The organism is Streptomyces sp. NPDC057445 (assembly GCF_042802855.1).
In the GTDB taxonomy this organism is placed as follows: Bacteria; Actinomycetota; Actinomycetes; order Streptomycetales; family Streptomycetaceae; genus Streptomyces.
Genome location: NZ_JBHVDH010000023.1, coordinates 39321 through 59768 on the forward strand (window position 1 = coordinate 39321; position 20448 = coordinate 59768).

Annotated in this window: 3 protein-coding genes and 1 pseudogene; 1 reads left to right on the top strand and 3 read right to left on the bottom strand. The window is 71.8% G+C overall.

Annotated features, from left to right (window positions below; translation table 11 throughout):
* Positions 1-4: 4 nt before the first annotated feature.
* From ACFU5O_RS31615 to ACFU5O_RS31625, 3 genes and pseudogenes are all read right to left on the bottom strand, one after another.
* Positions 5-1369: pseudogene (locus ACFU5O_RS31615) on the bottom strand (type I polyketide synthase); the annotation flags it as partial.
* On the bottom strand, positions 1369-17676 hold the full coding sequence (locus tag ACFU5O_RS31620; RefSeq protein ID WP_384245732.1) for a type I polyketide synthase: 16308 nt from the start codon (positions 17674-17676) through the stop codon (positions 1369-1371). The gene ACFU5O_RS31620 and the pseudogene ACFU5O_RS31615, both read right to left, overlap by 1 nt.
* A gap of 138 nt (positions 17677-17814) precedes the next feature.
* The gene (locus tag ACFU5O_RS31625) at positions 17815-19383 is read right to left on the bottom strand and encodes an AMP-binding protein (RefSeq protein WP_384245652.1); all 1569 of its coding nucleotides are present in this window, start codon (positions 19381-19383) and stop codon (positions 17815-17817) included.
* 87 nt (positions 19384-19470) lie between these two features.
* Between ACFU5O_RS31625 and ACFU5O_RS31630 the strand changes: the two genes are divergently transcribed.
* Positions 19471-19719 (top strand): phosphopantetheine-binding protein, encoded by a 249-nt coding sequence (locus ACFU5O_RS31630; protein ID WP_384245654.1) that lies wholly within the window; start codon positions 19471-19473, stop codon positions 19717-19719.
* Positions 19720-20448: the final 729 nt, after the last annotated feature.

Below are 20448 nucleotides of genomic sequence, written 5' to 3' on the forward strand. Positions count from 1 at the left end.
GATTGCCGGAATCGGGTTCCACGGGCGCCTGCTCCAGGATCACATGCGCGTTGGTGCCGCTGATCCCGAACGAGGACACCGCCGCACGCCGCGGCCGTCCGGTGTCCGGCCACGGCCTGGGCCCGGTCAGCAGCTCCACGCCCCCGGCCGACCAGTCCACCTGTGGGGTCGGCGCATCCACATGGAGCGTCCGGGGCAGTACGCCGTGCCGCATGGCCAGCACCATCTTCATGATCGACGCCACGCCCGCGGCGGCCTGCGTGTGCCCGATGTTGGACTTCACCGACCCCAGCCACAGGGGCCGGTCCGCGGGCATGGCACGGCCGTAGGCCGACAGGAGTGCCTGCGCCTCGATCGGATCACCGAGCCGGGTGCCTGTGCCGTGCGCGTCCACCGCGTCGACTTCGTCGGGGCGCAGCCCCGCCTGCCGCAGGGCCTGCTGGATCACCCGCCGCTGCGCCGGCCCGTTGGGGACGGTGATGCCGCTCGATGCCCCGTCGGAGTTGACGGCGGCGCCGCGTACGACGGCCAGGATCCGCCGGCCGTTGCGTTCGGCGTCCGAGAGCCGCTCCAGAACGAGGAGTCCCGAGCCCTCGCCCCATCCGGTGCCGTCCGCGGCGGCGGCGAACGACTTGCACCGGCCGTCCGGGGCCAGTCCGCGCTGGGAGCTGAAGTACACGAAGGTCTCCGGCGTGGACATCACGGTCACGCCACCGGCCAGCGCGAGCGTGCACTCACCGGAGCGCAGCGCCTGCATGGCCATGTGCAGGGCGACCAACGAGGAGGAGCACGCGGTGTCGACGGAGACGGCCGGCCCCTGCAGGCCCAGGGTGTAGGAGATCCGGCCGCTGGTCAGACTGCCCCCGCCGTCGGCTCCGTCGTAGTCGTGGTACATGACGCCGCAGTACACGCCGGTCGGGGTGGCCCTGAGGGACAGCGGGTCGATCCGGGCGTTCTCCAGTGCTTCCCATGCCGTCTCCAGCACCACCCGCTGCTGGGGGTCGATGTCGCGGGCCTCGCGCGGGGACATGCCGAACAGGTCCGCGTCGAAATCGGCTGCCTCGTGCAGGAACGCGCCCTCGAGTGTGACGGTCCTGCCCGGCTTGCCGGGTTCCGGGTCGTACAGCCCCTCAACGTCCCAGCCCCGGTCGGTGGGGAAGGACGTGACCGCGTCACGCCCTTCTGCGAGCAGCCCCCAGAACGCCTCGGGAGAGTCGGCGCCGCCGGGGTAGCGGCAGGCCATGCCGATGACGGCAACCGGCTCGGTCTCCGCGCGCAGCAGCCGGGCGTTCTCCTGCTTGAGCCGGTCGTTCTCCAGCACGGAAGCCCGCAGCGCGGCGACGATCTTCTCGGTGCCGGTCGTCGCCATCAGCGCTGCTCCTCGTTCGCTTCGGCACCGGCGAGGGCGGCGGCGACCAGGTCGTCGACATCCATGTTCCTGATCTCCTCGCTGCGGTCCCCGGTGCCGGCCGAGGGCGTGCCGGCGTCCGGCGTCTCCAGTCGCAGCAGCGCGTCCAGCAGTCCGGCCGAGCGCAGGGCGGCGACCGGGATCGCGGCCAGCCTGCGCCGGACCTCGGCGTCGTCGGGTTCCCCGGTGTCCGGCGCCGGAGCGGACTCCGCGACCACCCCTGCTTCGGGAAGTACGGCGCCCATCTCTTCGAGCAGCAGCGTGACCACTTCCGCGGGGGTCGGGTGGTCGAACATCATGGTGGCGGGCAGCCGCAGGCCTGTGGCCGCGCCGAGCCGGTTGCGCAGCTCGATGGCGGCGAGCGAGTCGAGACCCAGCTCGGTGAAGCCCCTTTCCATGTCGACCGTGCCCGCGTCGTCGTGGCGGACCCCGGCCACATGCGTGCGGACCAGGTCGGCCAGCAGCCGCTCCCGTCCTTCTGCGGACAGAGCCGTCAACTGCCGCACCAGGCCTGCTTCGTCCCCGGGGTCGGGGGCTCTCGTCGGTGTGCCACCGGGCGTGGTGGCAGAGGTGGCGAAGTCGGACCCGCGCGCGGGGGTACGCACCACGTCGCGCAGCATGTCCGGGATCTCCGTACCGCCGGGGTCCGTCCGCAGCGGCACCAGCACGGGCTCGTCGAGGCCCAAGGCCCGGTCGAACAGGGCGAGCCCTTCTGCGGTGGTGAGCACCGGCGTTCCGCGGGCTGCCAGACGGCGCACCACGGCGGGATCGGTGACCTCCGCCATGCCGCTCTCGCCCGCCCACAGGTTCCACACCAGTGAGGTGGCGGGCAGGCCCTGGTGGCGCCGGTGCCTGGCCAGGGCGTCGAGGAAGGCGTTGGCCGCGGCGTAGTTGCCCTGGCCGAGCGGGTCGAACAGCCCGGCGACCGAGGAGAACAGGACGAACGCGTCGAGCCCGAGGTCCTCGGTCAGCTCGTGCAGCGCCCAGGCCGCGTCCACCTTCGGCCCGAGCACCTTCTCCAGTTGCCGGGGCGTCATCGACGCGACCGGCGCGTCGTCCAGGACCCCGGCCGCGTGGATCACCCCGGTGAGGGGGTGTTCCGCGGGTACGAACCCCAGCAGCCCGGCCAGCGCCTCCCGGTCGGCGACGTCACAGGCGGCCACGGTGACCTCCGCGCCCAGGCCGGTGAGCTCCGCCCTGAGTTCGACGGCACCCGGGGCGGCCGGACCGCTCCTGCTGACCAGCAACAGGTGGCGGACCTCGTGCTCGACGACCAGATGCCGGGCGAGCAGCGCGCCCAGACCACCCGTGCCACCCGTGATCAGCACGGTGCCGTCCGGTCGCCAGGGCCGCCCAGCGGGTTCCGGCGGTGCGGGAACGTGCGCCAGCCGTGGCACCCGCACCTGGTTGCCGGCCACCGACACCTCGGGGACGGTCAGGGCGGCGGCCGCGGTCAGTGTGCGGATCGAGGAGTCCTGGCTGTCCAGGTCGACGAGCATGATCCGGCCGGGGTTCTCCGCCTGCGCGGCACGGACCAGGCCCCAGACCGGTGCGACGGTGACGTCCACGTGCGTGCCGTCTCCGTCCGCTGCGAACCATGTGAGGACGGCGAGCCTGCTCGCCGCGAACCGTTCGTCGGCCAGGAAGGACTGCACCGTGTCGAGCACGGTCCGCAGTCCGGCGCGGACCGCGTCCGGCACGTCGTCGTCGCCCGGTTCCACCGGCAGGAAGATCACCTCAGGGGCGGCCGTGCCCGCGTCGATCTCGGCCTTGAGCGCGCCGAGACCCGCGTACACCGGGACGTCCGCGCCGCCGATGCCGAAGCCGTCGTGGCCGAGCACGGCCCACCGGCCCGTCGCGGCATCGGCCGCGTCGCCGAGGGGCAGCTGGCTCCAGACGACCCGGAACATCGACTCCAGGTGCCGGGCGCCGGTCTGTGCCGCGCCGGCGGCGACCAGCCTGTCCGCGGTGACCGGCCGCACCACCAGCGACTCCACGGAGGCGACCGGGTTGCCGTCGGTGTCGGCGAGGTCGATGCGGACCGCTTCCGAACCGTCCTTCTCGTCGGAGCCGATCCAGTTGATCCGCACCCGCAGCCTGCTCCGGCCGCCCGCCGAGTGCAGTCTCACACCGGTCCACAAGAACGGCAGCTGACCCGCGCCGATGTCCTGCGGCTTGCGGCCGCCCAGGAAGTCGGTGGCCGACATGGCGGCGTCCAGGAGCGAAGGGTGCAGCCGGTAGTCCCGTGCGGCCGGCTCGGCGTGGTCCGGGAGCGCGACCTCGACGAACAGGTCCCTGTCCCGCAGCCACACCGCGCGCAGGCCCCGGAACATCGGGCCGAAGTGGTAGCCCTTGGCGGTCAGGTAGTCGTAGACACCCTCGATGTCCACCGGCCGCGCGTCGGCGGGCGGCCACTGCCCGACACCGGGGGCGAAGACCTCCCGGCTCTCGGCGGGCCGGTTCCCGGCCGTCAGCGAGCCGGTGACATGACGGGTCCAGGGCACCGTGTCGGGCGCCTCGTCGAACCGCGAGTAGATCGCGAACGGGCGCCGGCCGGACTCGTCCGCCTCACCGACGACCACCTGGACGGCGGCGCCGCCCTGGTCGGGCAGCGGCATCAGCTGCTGGATCACCAGCTCCTCGACGGTGTCGCAGCCGACCTCCTCGGCCGCCCGCAGGGCCAGTTCGACGAATCCGGTGCCGGGCAGCAGACCCATGCCCATGACGTTGTGATCGGCCAGCCACGCCTGGGCAGCGGTCTGCATCGAAATGCGGCCGGTGAGCACCACGCCACCGCCCTCGGGTGAGGGCATCACCGCGGACAGCAGCGGGTGGGCGGCGTTGCGCTGGCCGTGCCCGCTCGCGTCGGCGGGCCGCTGCCCCGCCGACCCCGCCGGGGGCGAGAGCCAGAAGTGCCGCTTCTCGAAGGGGTACGTGGGCAGGTCGACCCGCTGCGCGCCGGTGCCGGCGAAGCTCTCCGCCCAGCTCACCGGGAAGCCCGTGACATGGAGCTGGGCAAGCGCGGTCAGCAGTTGTCCGCTCTCGGAGCGGTCTCGGCGCAGCGCGGGCACCACGACATGACCCGCGTCGGCCATCTCGTCGACCATGGGGGTGAGTGCGGCATCGGGACCCAGTTCGAGGAACGCGGTCACGCCACGGGCGAGGAGGTCGCCGATGCCGTCGGCAAAGGCCACCGTCCGCCGCACGTGCTCGACCCAGTAGTCGGGCGAGCAGAGCAGTTCGGCGTCGGCCAGGTGCCCCGTCACGTTGGACACCACCGACAACCGCGGGGCGTTGAACGTCAGTTCCGACGCCACTTCCCTGAACCTGTCGAGCATCGGCTCCATCAGCGCGGAGTGGAAGGCGTGACTGACCCTCAGGCGAGTGGCTTTGCGACCCCGTGCCGCGAACTGGTCGACCAGCCGTGCCACGGCGTCCTCGGGACCGGAAACCACCACCGAGCGTGGGCCGTTGACCGCGGCGATGCTCAGTCCGTCCACCAGTGCCTCGCGTACCTCGGCCGCTTCTGCCCGCACCGCCGCCATGGCGCCACCGACGGGCAGGGCCTGCATCAGTGCGCCACGGGCGGCGGCCAGTCTCGCGGCATCGGCCAGGGTGAGTACCCCGGCCACGTGCGCGGCCGCCAGTTCGCCGATCGAGTGACCGGCGACGAACTCCGGGCGCACGCCCCACGATTCGACCAGCCGGAACAGGGCCACCTCGACGGCGAACAGGCCGGGCTGCGCGTACCCGGTCCGGTTGACCAGGTCCTCGTCCTCGCCCCACAGCACGTCCCGCAGCGGCCGGTCCAGGTGTTCGTCGAGATGGTCCACCACAGCGTCGAACGCCGCGGCGAACGCCGGGTACGCGGCGTGCAGTTCACGGCCCATGCCGAGCCGCTGCGCGCCCTGGCCGGTGAACAGCACCGCCAGCCGGCCGCCCCGGCCGACCGTACCGGTCACCACCGAGGGCGACTGTGTCCCGGTGGCGACGGCATCCAGCCCCGAGAGCAGTTGAGCCCTGTCACCGCCGAGCACCACGGCCCGGTGTTCCATGGCGGCCCGCCCGGACGCCAGCGACCAGCCGATGTCGGCCGGCGCGGCGTCGGTGTCCGCCACCCGCGCGGACAGCCGCCCGGCCATGGCCCGCAGCGCCGCCCCGGTCTGCGCGGAGAACACCCAGGGAACCACGTCGTCGGCGTCGGTGCCCGGTACGGCGCCTTCGGGACGCCCACCGCCCTGCCCTTCACTGCCCTCCGCAGGCGCTTCCTCCACGATCAGGTGGGCGTTGGTGCCGCTGAGTCCGAAGGAGGACACCGCGGCCCGCCGCGGGCGGCCGTCCGCACGCCACTCCCGGGCCTCCGTCAACAGCTCCACCGCCCCCGCCGACCAGGCGACCTGGTCCGACGGTTCATCCACGTGCAGGGTCTTCGGCATCACACCGTGGCGCATGGCCTGCACCAGCTTGATCACCCCGGCGACCCCGGCCGCGGCCTGGGTGTGTCCGAGGTTGGACTTGACCGAGCCCAGCCATACCGGATCGCCCTCCGGCCTGCCCTGGCCGTAGGTGGCGAGCAGCGCCTGCGCCTCGATCGGGTCGCCGAGCGCGGTCCCCGTGCCATGGCCCTCGACCAGGTCGATGTCCTGGGGCGACAGCCCGGCGGCGAGCAGCGCGGCCTCGATCACCCGCTGCTGGGACGGGCCGTTGGGGGCGGTGAGGCCGTTGGATGCACCGTCCTGGTTGACCGCGGAGCCGCGGATCACGGCAAGCACCGGATGTCCGTTGCGGCGGGCGTCGGAGAGGCGCTCCACCAGCAACAGGCCGATGCCCTCCGACCAGCCCGTGCCGTCCGCGCCCTTGGCGTAGGCCTTGCACCGGCCGTCGGCCGCCAGACCGCGTTGGCGGCTGAAGTCCACGAACACGTCCGGCGTCGGCAGCACGGTCACTCCGCCCGCCAGGGCCATACCGACCTCACCCTGCCGCAGCGCCTGGCAGGCGATGTGCAGCGTCACCAACGACGACGAGCACGCCGTGTCGATCGTGACCGCCGGGCCCTCGAGCCCCAGGGTGTAGGCGACGCGACCGGAGGCGATGCTGGCGCCGCTGCCGCCGGAGAGGTACGCGGCGATCTCCTCGGGCACGTACTGCTGCACCCGTACCCCGTACTCGGTGTACATCACGCCGACGTAGACGCCGGTCCGGCTGCCGCGCATCGAGGTGGGGTCGATCCCCGCCCGCTCGAAGGTCTCCCAGGCGCCCTGGAGAAGCAGCCGCTGCTGCGGGTCCATCGCCAGTGCCTCGCGCGGCATGATCCCGAAGAACTCGGGATCGAACTCGCCCGCGTCGTGCAGGAATCCACCGCGGCGCACATAGGTCTTTCCTGGTGCGCCCGGCGTCGGGTCGAAAACGCCGTCGGTGTCCCAGCCTCGGTCGACCGGGAAGTCGGTGATCGCGTCGCGGCCGTCCGCGAGCAGCCGCCAGAGGTCCTCGGCCGAGTTCACGCCGCCGGGGAACCGGCAGTGGACACCCACGACGGCGATCGGCTCGTCGGCCGCGGCGCCGTCCCTGGGCGAGACCGTGGTCCGGGTGGTCGCGGGTGCGGCGCCGGACAGCTTGGACACGATGAACTCGGCGACCGCCTGGGCGTTCGGGTGGTCGAAGACCAGCGTCGCGGGCAGCCGCAGACCCGTGGCCGTGTTCAGCGAGTTGCGCAGCTCCACCGCCGCCAGCGAGTCGAACCCGAGGTCGGAGAACGGCCGGTCGGCACGCACGTCGTCGCCGTCGGCGTGGCCGAGCACGGTGGCGGCCCGGGCACGTACCAGGTCCGAGACGACGCGCAGCCGCTCGGCCTCGGGCAGCCCGGCCACCTGCCGGGCAAACGCGGAGCGGCCGGTGCCGGCGGCGGACTGTGCGCTGCGCCGGGCGCCGCGGACCAGTCCGCGCAGCAGCGCCGGGACATCGCCCCTGGCCCGTACCACCGTACGGTCGATCTTCAACGCTGCCGCGAACGGCTCACCGGATCGGACGGCCGCGTCGAGCATCGCCAGAGCGTCGGCAGGCCGCAGTGCGGGAAGGCCCAGCCGCCGCACATGCGCCGCGTCGGCCTCCAGGGCGGGATCCGGCGCCGCGGGGTCACTGGTGTCCCAGAGGCCGAAAGCCACCGATGTGGCGGGCAGTCCCGCCGCAGCGCGGTGTGCGGCAAGGCTGTCGAGGAAGACGTTGGCCGCGGCGTAGTTGCCCTGCCCGGCGGCGAGTACCAGACCACCGGCCGAGGAGAACATCACGAACGCTTCGAGTTCCCTGCCGAGGGTGAGTTCGTGCAAATGCCAGCCCGCGTCCGCCTTCGGCGCGAGTACCGCGTCGACCCGCTCGGGCGTCAGATCGGCGACCAGGCCGCTGTCGGCGATGCCCGCCGCGTGCACGACGGCGGTCAGGGGGTGCTCGTCCGGCATGCCGTCCAGCACGGCCGCCAGTTGCGACCGGTCGGCGGCGTCGCAGGCCACGACGGTCACCTCCGCGCCGAGCTCGACAAGCTCGTCACGCAAGGCGGTCGCACCGGGCGCCTGCGGACCACGGCGGCTGAGCAGCAGCAGGTGACCGACACCGTGCTCGGTGACCAGGTGCCGGGCGACCAGCGCACCAAGTCCGCCCGTGCCGCCGGTGATCAGCACGGTGCCGAGGGGATTCCACGGCGACTCGCGCCTCACGGGTACGGGCATGGCTGCCAGGCGTGGCACCGTCACCGCGCCGGACCGCACCGCCAGTTCCGGTTCCACGAGCCCGGCCAACTGCCCGAGCACAGCGCAGGATTCCGCCGCGCCGTCGATGTCGATCAGCGCGAACCGACCCACGTTCTCGGCCTGCGCCGCCCGCACCAGGCCCCACACCGGCGCCTGGGCCGGCTCGACCGCCTCACCGACGGCCGTGGCGACGGCGCCGCGTGTCACGAACACCAGCCTGCTGTCGGCGAACCGTTCGTCCGCCAGCCAGGACTGCACCGCGGACAGCACCTCCCGGGTGACCTCGCGGCCTCCCGTGACCGGGTCGCCCTCGACGGGCCCGACGGACCAGAGGACCACGGGCGGTACGGCGTCCACCGTGGCCAGGTCCGGGTACTGCGCGAGCCGGGTTCCCGGCAGATCGCCGATCACCACGGCGGCGGTGGTGGTCGCGTCCTGCGGCACCGGAACCGGTGTCCACTGCAGCCGGAGCAGGTCGTCGGGCCTGTGGCCCCGGTCGAGCTGGGCGGCGGACACCGGACGCACGGACATCCGCTCCACAGTGGCCACCGGCTTGCCCTCCGGGTCGGCCAGCCGCATGGCGCACACCTCGTCGCCACGCAAACGCTCCAGGTGCACCCGCAAGGTGGTGGCGCCTGTGGCGTGCAGGGTCACGCCGGACCAGGCGAACGGCAGCAGCGTGTCCCCGTCCACCGCTCCGTGTTCACCGAGTTGGTCCGCGTGCATGGCGGCGTCCAGCAGCGCGGGGTGGAGTCCGTACGCCGCCCCGTCGCCGCCTTCGGGCAGGGCGACCTCGGCGTACACGTGATCGCCGTTCCGCCATGCCTTGCGCAGCGCCCGGAAGACCGGTCCGTAGCCGTAGCCGCGCTCGCGCAGACCCTCGTAGAAACCGTCGACCGGCAGCGGAGTCGCGCCGGGCGGCGGCCACTCGGTGAGATCGAAGGAAGGTTCCGTCACGGTGGGGGCCACCGCGCCGGTGGCGTGCAGAGTCCATACGGCATCGGCGTCGTCCGGCCGCGAGTGGACGGTCAGGGGACGTACGCCGGTCTCGTCCGGCGCGCCCACCACGACCTGGACGCTCACCGTGCCGGTGGCGGGCAGGATCAGCGGCGCCTGATGGGTCAACTCGTCCACACGTCCGCAGCCGACCTGGTCGCCGGCCCGGACGGCCAGCTCCACGAAACCGGTGCCCGGCAGCAGCAGGCTGCCGAGGATCTCGTGGTCGGCGAGCCATTCCTGCCGGCCGGGCGACAGTCGGCCGGTCAGGATGACACGGTCCGCGTCGGCTGTTGTCACGGCGGCGCTGAGCATGGGGTGTTCGACGGCGTCCAGCCCGGCCGAGCCGACATCACCGGCAGTCCGGGTCGGCGACAGCCAGTAGCGTTGGCGTTGGAAGGGGTAGGTGGGCAGGTCGACACGGCGGGCGCCGCGGCCGGTGAGTGTGGCTTTCCAGTCGATGTCGGTACCGTGGGTGTGCAGGTCACCCAGAGCGGTGAGCAGTGCGTGGGGCTCGTCCCGGTCCCGGCGCAAGGTAGGAACCAGCAGCGCCTCGTCGGTGTCGGCCAGGCAGTCCTGGGCCATGGCCGTCAGCACCGCATCCGGACCCACCTCCACAAACCGCGAAACGCCCAAACCCGCCAGAGTGCTCACCGCATCGGCGAACCGCACCGATTCCCGAGCGTGACGCACCCAGTACTGCGGGGCGAGTACCTCCTCACCCGCAAGCCGCCCGGTCAGCGCCGACACCAACGGAATCCCCGCACGATGGAACGAGACCTCGCCCGCCACCGTCGCGAACTCCTCGAGCATCGGATCCATCAACCCCGAATGGAACGCATGCGACACCGCGAGCCGGCGGGTCCGGCGCCCCAACGCCTCGAACCCCGCCACCACCGCAAGCACCGCATCCTCGATGCCCGAGAGCACCACCGACGACGGACCGTTCACCGCCGCGATCTGCACACCCTCACCCAACAGGGGGGCAACCTCCGCCTCGGACGCCTGGACCGCAACCATCACCCCACCCGAAGGAAGGCCCTGCATCAACAGTCCGCGCGCGGCCACCAGCCTGGCCGCATCCGCCAGACTCAGTACCCCCGCCACATGAGCAGCCGCCAGCTCCCCCACCGAATGCCCCGCCACAAAGTCCGGCCGCACACCAGCAGACTCCAGCAGCCGGAACAAGGCCACCTCAACCGCGAACAACCCTGGCTGAGCCCACCCCGTCCCCTCCACCAACCCGGCATCCTCGCCCCACAACACCCCACGCAACGACCCCGGCAGAGACCCCTCCAACTCCCCCACCACAGCATCGAACGCCTCAGCAAACACCGGGAATGATTCATACATACCCCGGCCCATCCCCAACCGCTGAGACCCCTGCCCCGTAAACAACAACGCCAACTTCCCACCCACACCGGCCGCCGCAGTCGCCGTCTCGCCGCGCACCACCGATGCCAGACCGTCCAGAAGCTGCGCACGATCCGCACCCACCACCACAGCCCGATGCTCAAACCCGGACCGCCCCGCCAAAGACCACGCCACATCCACCGGCCGCAACGCCGGACACTCAGCCACACACGACCCGAGCCGCTCCGCCTGCCCCACCAACGCCCCCGGCGACCTCCCCGACAACACCCACGCCACCGGCCCACCCTCAGCAACGAACGGGACATCCTCCGCCGCCTCGACCGCCCCAGGCTCCTCGAGAATCACATGCGCATTCGTCCCACTGATCCCGAACGACGACACACCCGCCCGCCGCGGACGATCCCCGTCCCGCGGCCACTCCCGCGCCTCCGTCAGAAGCTCAACCGCACCAGCCGACCAATCCACCTGACCCGACGGCTCATCCACATGCAGCGTCCTCGGCAACACCCCATGCCGCATCCCCTGCACCATCTTGATGACCCCGGCCACACCCGCAGCCGCCTGCGTATGCCCCAGATTCGACTTCACCGAACCCAACCACAACGGACGACCCTCAGCCCTCCCCTGCCCATACGCCGCCAACAACGCCTGCGCCTCAATCGGATCACCCAGAACCGTGCCCGTCCCATGACCCTCGACCGCATCCACATCAACCGCAGACAACCCCGCAGACACCAACGCCTGCTCGATCACCCGCACCTGCGCAGGACCGTTCGGCGCCGTCAACCCGTTCGAGGCACCGTCCTGATTCACCGCAGAACCCGCCACCACCGCCAGCACCGGATGCCCAAGACGCCGCGCATCCGACAACCGCTCCACCAACAACACACCGGCGCCCTCGCCCCAGCCGGTTCCATCGGCCGTGGCGGCGAAGGACTTGCACCGGCCGTCCTTGGACAGGCCGCCCTGCCGGTTCATGTCCACGAAGGTGTCCGCCGTGGACATCACCGTGACACCGCCCGCCAGCGCCAGCGAGCATTCCCCGTTGCGCAGTGCCTGCACCGCGAAATGCAGTGCCACCAGGGATGACGAGCACGCGGTGTCCACCGTGACCGCCGGGCCCTCCAGGCCGAGGGTGTAGGCCACTCGGCCGGAGACCACGGCCGTGTGCCCGCCGTTGCCCAGATATCCCTCGTACTCCTCCGGCACCTCGCCCGGCCTGGTCGCCCAGTCGTGATACATCACGCCGGTGAACACGCCGGTCCGCGAACCGTGCACGGACCGGGGATCGATCCCGGCCCGCTCGAACACCTCCCAGGAGGTTTCCAGCATCAGCCGCTGCTGCGGGTCCATGGCCACGGCCTCGCGCGGGCTGATACCGAAGAAGTCCGGGTCGAACTGGGCTGCGTCGTAAAGGAATCCGCCCTCCTTGGTGGAGGTCCTGCCCCGCTTGCCCGGCTCGGGGTCGTACAGTGCGGCGATGTCCCAGCCACGGTCACCGGGGAACTCGGCGATCGCGTCCTGCCCCCGCGAGACCAGCCGCCACAGGTCCTCGGGCGACGACACATCACCGGGGTAGCGGCAGGCCATGCCGATGATCGCGATCGGTTCGCCGGAGGCCGCGGTCACGGCCGTCGCCGCCGGTCCGCCGGTGGCCTGCTTGTCCCGCACGTCAAGGAGCTTGTCGCCGAGGTGTTTCGCCAGCGCCAGCGGCGTCGGATAGTCGAATACGAGGGTCGCGGACAGGCGCAGGCCCGAGACGGCGTTCAGCGCGTTGCGCAGTTCCACGGCCGCCAGCGAGTCGAACCCGATCTCGTTGAACGCCCGCTTCGCCTCGATCGCGTCCGCGCCGGAATGCCCGAGCACCGAGGCGACCTGCCCACGGACCAGGTCGAGCAGGAAGGCCGGTCGCTCCGCATCCGGCAACTCACGGAGGCGGTGCACCAGGGAGGAGTCCTCGGTCGCGGCGCTGCTTGCGCCCGCCACCCGCCGGGTCGGCACCCGGACCAGAGTGCGCAGCAGTGGCGGCACTCCGCCCGGGCGGCTGCGCAGGCCCTGTGTGTCGAACCACAGCGGCGCGGTGAAAGCCTCGCCACTGCGCAGCGAGGCGTCCAGCATGGCCAGATTCTCTGCAACGGAGAGTTCTCGCAGGCCAAGACGCGTCACCCGGTGCGCTGCCATGTCGGACAGGCCTGCGCCCATGCCGTGCTCGCGCGGCCACAGACCCCATCCGATCGAGGTGCCGGGCAGCCCGGCCAGCCGCCGCTGCCACGCCAGCGCGTCGAGGAAGGTGTTGGCCGCTGCGTAGTTGCCTTGGCCCGACCCGTCCAGGAATCCTGCCGCCGACGAGAACAGCACAAAGACGCGCAGCGGGATGTGGCGGGTCAGCTCGTGCAGATGCCATGCCCCGTCGGCCTTGGGCGCAAGCACCGTGTCGATGCGCTCCGGCGTCAGGTCACCGAAGGTGCCGTCGTCGACCACACCTGCCGCGTGCACCACAGCGGTCAGCGGATGCTCCCGCGGGATCCCGGCCAGCACGGCGGCCACCGCGTCACGATCCGCCACATCGCAGGCAGCCACCGTGACCTCGGCGCCGAGTTCGGTCAGCTCCTCGCGTAGTGCCGCCGCGCCGGGCGTCTCGATCCCGCGCCGGCTGACCAGCACCAGGCGCCGGGCACCGTGCTCCACGACCAGGTGGCGTGCCACCAGTGCCCCGAGTCCGCCCGTGCCACCGGTGATCAGCACCGTGCCGTCGGCGGACCAGGAGGCGCCCTCCTCGTCGTTGCCGTGCGACGTCCGGACCAGACGGGGGGCCAGCAGCCGCCCGTCCCGGAGGGCCAGTTCCGGCTCTCCGGCGGCAACCGCGGCGGGCAGCGCCGATGCCGGTTCCGCTCCCGCCGCCGCGTCCACGTCCAGCAGCACCAGCCGTCCCGGGTTCTCGGCCTGCGCGGCGCGCAGCAGCCCCCACACCGGGGCGACCGCCAGTGCTGAGTCGTCCGGAGCCTCCTCCCACAAGGCGGGTACGGCGTTCCTGGTCACCACGACCAGCCGGGCGTCGGCCGAGGTCTCTTCGGCCAGGAAGTCCTGTACCAGCCGCAGCGTCCGTGCCACCGTTTCGCGAACCGCGCCGAGGGGTTCGCCCGCGGTGGCCCCGAAGGATGCCAGGAACAGTCTTGCGTCCGGGGCCTCGTCCGGCCCTGCCACATACCGTGCGCCGCCCGATGCTCCACCCAGTGCCCCGCCCAGGTCGAACGGATCAGGCCCGAGAATCGCCCAGGGGCCGCTCTCCGCATGTGCGTCGGGCGGCAGTTCGGTCCAGTCGATCCGCAGCAACGCGCCCTTCGTGCCGGTCCCGGCAAGCTGATCGGTTCCGACCGAGCGCACCACGAGCGAGTCCACGGACGCCACCGGCGCACCCGCGGCGTCGGCCAGCTCCACGCGTACCGTGTCCGGCCCGGTCGCCGCGATGTGAACCCTGACCAAGGCCGCACCGGTGGAGTGCAGCGACACCCCGCCCCAGCTGAACGGCAGGGTCACCTCGCCGTCTGACCCTGGCAGCGCGTGGTTCAGTGCGTGCAGCGACGCGTCCAGCAGTGCGGGATGCAGACCGTACCCGGCTGCGTCCTCTGTCGCCGGCAGCGCCACCTCGGCGAACGCCTCCCCGTCCCGGCGCCACAGCGCCCTCAGGCCCTGGAACGCCGGCCCGTAGCCGTATCCCTCAGCCGTGAGGCTCTCGTAGAACCCGGTGATGTCGACCGGTTCCGCGTCCGTCGGCGGCCACTGCGCCGTCCCCGCCCCTGGCGCTGTCCGGGCCTGCGCGAGCACACCGCCGGCATGGCGGGTCCAGTCGCCGTCCGCGGGGCCGTCCTCCCGGCGCGCGTAGAACTCCACGGGCCGCCGCCCGTCCGCATCGGCCTCGCCGACCACCACCTGCAGCGCCATCGGGCAGTCGTCCGGCAGTACCAGCGGTGCTTCGAGGTCGAGTACGTCGACCGCGCCGCAGCCCACCTGGTCGGCGGCGAACACGGCCAGTTCCACGAATGCCGTGCCCGGGAGCAGGGTCGCGCCCGCGATCCGGTGGTCCGCGAGCCACGACTGCGAGCGCGGAGAGAGCCGCCCCGTCAGGACCACGCCGTCTCCGGCCGCCAGGGGCAGCACCGCACCGATCAGCGGGTGACCGGCGGGCAGCTGTCCGATGCGGGAGGCGTCGCCCGACGACCTCGGCGCGGTCAGCCAGTACCGCTGCCGCTGGAAGGCGTAGGTCGGCAGCTCGATCCGCCGCGCGTCCGTGAAACAGGCGCCCAGGGCCACCCGCGCACCCCGTGCGTGCGCCGAGGCCATGGCTGAGAGCACTTCGGTGCTCTCGTCGTGGTCACGGCGCATCGCCGGCACGAACGCGCAGTCGCTCTCCTCGCCCACGCACTCCCGGCCCGTGGCCGAGAGCACAGGGTCGGGGCCGAGCTCGACGAACGTGCTCACGCCCGCCGCCTCGAGAAAGGCGACACCGTCGGCGAACCGCACCGGGCGCCGGACGTGCTCGACCCAGTACTCCGGAGAACACAACCGATCACTGCCCACCAGAGCACCGGTGACGTTCGACACGAGCGGAATGCTCGGCGCCTCGTACGACATGACCTGCGCGATCCGGCGGAACTCGGTCAGCATCGGCTCCATCAGCGCCGAGTGGAAGGCATGGCTGACCCGCAGCCGCTTGGTCCGGTGGCCCCGTGCCGCCAGCGCGGCCGCGACCCGCAGCGTCTGGGCCTCGTCGCCCGAGATCACCACGGCGGTGGGGCCGTTGACGGCGGCGATGGCCACCCCGGGCGCACCCGGCAGCAGTGCGGCGATCTCCTCCTCCGGCGCCTCCACCGCCACCATCGCGCCCGTACGCGGCAGTTCCTGCATCAATCGGCCACGGGCGCCCACCAGCACGGCAGCGTCCGCCAGGCTGAGCACCCCGGCGACGTGTGCCGCCGTGAGCTCGCCGAGCGAGTGCCCTGCGACGAAGTCCGGACGCAGGCCCCAGGACTCCACCAGGCGGAACAGCGCGGTCTCCACCGCGAACAACGCGGGCTGGGCGTACACCGTCAGATCGAGCAGCTCCGCGGCCGCGGAGCCCTCATCGGCGAACAGCACGTCCCAGAGCGAGTGGTCGAGCTGAAGATCGAGGTAGCCGATGGCGTCGTCCAGCGCTTCGGCGAACACCGGGTACTCCTGGTACAGCTGTCTGCCCATCCCCAGCCGCTGGGAGCCCTGCCCGGTGAACAGGAACGCCAGGCCCCCGTAAGAGACTTGACCGGTCGTCAGGTTCCGGTGCGGCTCACCGGCCGCGAGCGCCCGAAGGCCCGCGTCGAGATCCTCGTGGTCCGACGCCAGCAGCACGGCACGGTGTGCCATGGAGGTCCGGCCGGTGGCCAGCGAGTAGCCGACATCGGCCAGTTGTGGCCGCGGCTCCGTGCGGACGAACTCCAGCAGGCGCTGTGCCTGTGCCCGCAGGGCCTGTCCGGACCGTGCCGACACAACGACCGGCAGCGGCACTTCCGGTCGGGGCTTCGGCTCGGGAGCCGGCCGCGCCGGCGGGGCCTCCTCCACGATCACATGGGCGTTGGTACCGCTGACGCCGAAGGCCGAGACACCGGCTCGGCGCGCTCGTCCGCCCGCCTCCCAGGCCATGGGTTCGGTGAGCAGCCGTACGGTTCCGGCGGACCAGTCCACATGGGGCGTGGGCTCGTCGACGTGCAGGGTCCGCGGCAGCACGCCGTGACGCATGGCCATGATCATCTTGATCAGGCCCGCGCCGCCCGCCGCGGCCTGGCTGTGCCCGATGTTCGACTTGATCGAGCCGAGCCACAGCGGCGAGTCGGCGGAATGCCCCTTGCCGTACGTGGCGATCAGCGCGTGGGCCTCGATCGGGTCGCCGAGGACGGTAGCGGTGCCGTGCGCCTCGACCGCGTCCACATCGGCGGCGGTCAGTCCTGCCTCGGCCAGTGCCTGCCTGATGACCCGTTGCTGCGCGAGGCCGTTGGGAGCGGTGAGGCCGTTGCTCGCACCGTCGGAGTTGACGGCCGTACTCCGGATGACCGCCAGGACCGGGTGCCCCAGCCGCTGCGCCTCTGAGAGCCTGGTGAGCACGAACACCGCGACGCCCTCGGCCCATGCCGTGCCGGCGGCAGACGCGGCGAAGGGACGGCATATCCCGTCCGGTGCCAGTCCGCGCTGGCGGCTGAACGAGGTGAACACCCCGGGATTGACCACCACGGACGCGGCGCCGGTCAGGGCCAGTGAGCACTCGCCGCGCCGCAGCGACTGCACCGCGAGGTGCAGCGCCACCAGCGCGCTGGAGCAGGCCGTGTCCACGCTCAGCGACGGCCCTTCGGTGCCCAGTACATAGGCGACCCGGCCGGACAGCACGCTCGGCGCGTTGCCGGTCATCAAGTAGCCGTCGATCCCGTCCGGCGCCTCGTGCAGCGGCATGCCGTAGTCCTGCGGGTCGGCGCCGATGAACACACCGGACCGGCTCCCGCGCAGGGAGTCCGGCTTGATCCCGGCATGCTCGAGTGCCTCCCAGGTGGTCTCCAGGATCTGGCGCTGCTGGGGTTCCATGGCCAGGGCTTCGCGCGGGCTGATCCCGAAGAAGCCGGCGTCGAAGTCCCCGGCGCCCTCGAGGAAGCCACCGTGGCGCACGTACGTGGAACCGGGCTTTCCGGGTTCCGGGTCGTACAGCGTGTCGAGCTCCCAGCCCCGGTCCGCCGGGAACTCGTCGACGACATGACTGCCCCCGGCGACCAGCTGCCACAGCTGCTCGGGCGAGGCCACCCCGCCGGGGAAACGGCATCCGATGCCCACCACCGCGATCGGCTCGTCGTCGGCGGCTGGCACCGGGGCGGGCGGCTCCTGCGCCGCGTCGGCGGAACCGAGCAGTTCGGCGCGCAGGTGGGCGGCCAGCTCCGCCGCGGTCGGGAAGTCGAAACCGACCGTGGGCGGCAGTGCCAGGCCGGTCGCGGCGTTCAGCAGCTGCTGCAGCCTGACCAGTGCCAGCGAGTCCACGCCGAGCTCACGGAACGGGCGGTCGGGGTCGACCGTCGCGGGCGGCTCCGTACCGGCCTCGCGAAGCGCGGACATCAGGTGCTCGCGCACCATCTCGACCAGGACTCGCATCTGCTCGGATCCGGGCAGCGCTCCGAGCGTGTGTGCCGACGTCACGAGGTCCTCCGCGATCTGTTTCCGCCTGCTTTTCCCGGCCCACAATGCGCGGCGATGTGACGGGCAAGAGCCCCTAACGACCCCTATGTGACCTCAGTTCGACCGCATGCCGCCGGGCCGGTCGGCCGCCTCGCCGGCCAGACGGATCCGGTCGATTTTCCGGTTGGAATTCAGCGGGAATTCCGTCAGGTGCGTGTACTGCCGCGGCATCATCCCTTTGGGCAGGATCTCTGCGAGCTGTTTCGCCAGCCGGGCCGCGGGAACGGGTTCGCCGGTGTAGAAGACCGCGAGCTCGGTGCCGTCGTCCACGGTTCTGGCGACCGCCACCGCGTCCCGCACCTCGGGACATCCGGCCAGCGCGAACTCGATCTCGGCGAGTTCCACCCGCCAGCCGTTGACCTGGACCTGGGAATCCCACCGGCCGAGGTAGATCAGCTCGTCGTTGCCCAGCCTGCGCACCCGGTCGCCGGTCCGGTACCAGGTCCGCCCTTCGTGCTCGAGGAACCGTCCGGCGTCGTCCGCCGGATCGAGATAGCCGGGGGTCATCTGCGGCCCGGTGACGCACAGTTCGCCCTCGTGGTCCGACAGGTCTCCGTCCGGGGTGAGCAGCAGGTGCCGGTGTCCCTCGTGCACGGTGCCGACCGGCACCAGCCCGTTCACGCACAGCCCCGGCGAGTCCTCCGGTGACCAGCGATGGCCGGTGATGGTCAGGGTGAGCTCGGTCGGGCCGTAGATGTTCTCCACGGTCGACGAACCCGCGGCGGCGTGCCAGTCGACGACGTCGGAGGCCCGCAACGCCTCGCCGGCGAACAGGCTCCAGCGCAGCGTCGGCATCCCGCCAGGGGCCAGTCCCCCCATGCGCCGGGCGAGTGTGATCGCGCTCGGGGCCGAGAACCACACCGTCATGTTCCGCTCGGCGAAGAACCCCGCCAGGTCGCGGTACGCCTGTGCCGGAACGGGGTGGACACTCGCTCCGGCGCCCCAGGCGCAGAACATGTCGAACATCGCACAGTCGAAGTTCAGGTCGAAGGTCTGGGAGAACACGTCGTCGGAGGTGAAGTCGTAGCGGCGGTCGGCGAGCATGAAGTAGTGCCGTGCCATGCCGTGGGTGATCGGCACTCCTTTGGGCCGCCCGGTCGACCCCGAGGTGAACAGCACGTACGCCGTGTCGCGGTCGCGCACCCGGACCGGGGCGTCGAGCCGGTGCCCGGCCGTCGGGATCCTGGTCGGCGCACCGTCATCGGCCACCTCTGGGGCGAGCGTCGGCAACTCCGTTCCCGCGAGGGCCGGTTCGGCGAGCACAACGAGCCCCTGCTCGTCGGCGATCACGGCGTCGACCCGGGCCATCTCGAGCATCCGCCGGGTACGCGCCAACGGGAACCCCGCGTGCAGCGGGACGACCGTGGCCCCGGCGTACAACGCGGCAAGGATGCCGGCGTAGCCCTCGACGCTCTTTCCGGTCAGCACACCGACCGCGCGCGGGGGCCCGGCCGGACCGGCGTGCAGGGCCCCCGCCCAGTTCAGGGCCAGCTCGTGCAGCTCGGCGTAGCTCACGGACCGGGCACCGACCCGGAGCGCCGTGTTCGTGGGGGCGGTGGCCAGCCCCCGCAGGAAGCGTGACGTCAGCGCGGAGTCGACCACGTCGACCATTGCGATCTCCATCGGGTAAGGGGCGACTAGGGGTTGCAGAGATGTCAGGCAATGGTCTTGCATCGCGAAGAGCAGCCCCGCCACAGAATCGGAGTCGCCATGCTCGACGCGAAGTTCGACGCAATTCTGCGCAAATACCTTCCGTTTGTCTCCCCGGCCGACACGATTACCGAGGACACTCCGCTTCGCGATTACGGTCTGGATTCCCTGGCGACTGTGGAGCTGATCTGCGACCTGGAGTCGGAGTACGACATACGGTTCCTCGACGACCTGCTCAGCCTGGAAACGTTCGCCACACCCGGACGGATCTGGGCGAGCATTTCACAACTGGCCCCGAGCGCGAGCTGACCGCATGTCGTCTCGTTCACGCTCACGGCCGGCCTCCCCGGGTCGGCGGCCATCGTGTTCGCGTACGAGCGCTGTCGAGAACCCCTACCGACCCCTGAGAGCCGGCCACTTGGCGGCAACGGAACCACAGCCCGACCCGAGAGATCCCTCGGCCCCGGTCCTTCGAAGGGAAGGAGACCGGGGCCGACGCGTCGGCGGCTCCCGGCGCGAGGGGCCCCCGTCGCGGACAGGCCGGGCGGCCTGCCCGCCGTAGCGGCAGGCGGCATCGCCTCACTGCCGACCGTGCCGGAAAGCTCGCCGCCCTCATGGCCGGTGAGCACGGCCAGGACGCGCACCGTCGCGATCCGCTCCGCGGCATCGCGGCCGGGCAGTGCGAAACAGGCCTCCCGCGACTGATCGTTTATGCCGACGTCATCAGCACTTGGCGGGACCGCCATTAAATGTCGGGCAGCGTACGCAGCCTCAGAGTTGCGGTCAACCCCGCCTGTCACGCTTAACGCACACCAGCCACATGTCATTTGCGCGTCACGAGCACGACACCAGCGGTGCACGCTATCGCCTTCGCGGAGCGGAGCATTCCATAACGGCGTTCCACCCGCTCGGCATATTCGGTATAGGGGTCGACTTAGGGGTTGGGGATGCGCCATGGCCGGATATAACGTCGGGCGCAGCGACCGCTCGGATCCACGGAAGCGGTCGGCCCGCCGGCTGCTCATGCGGAACTCCAGC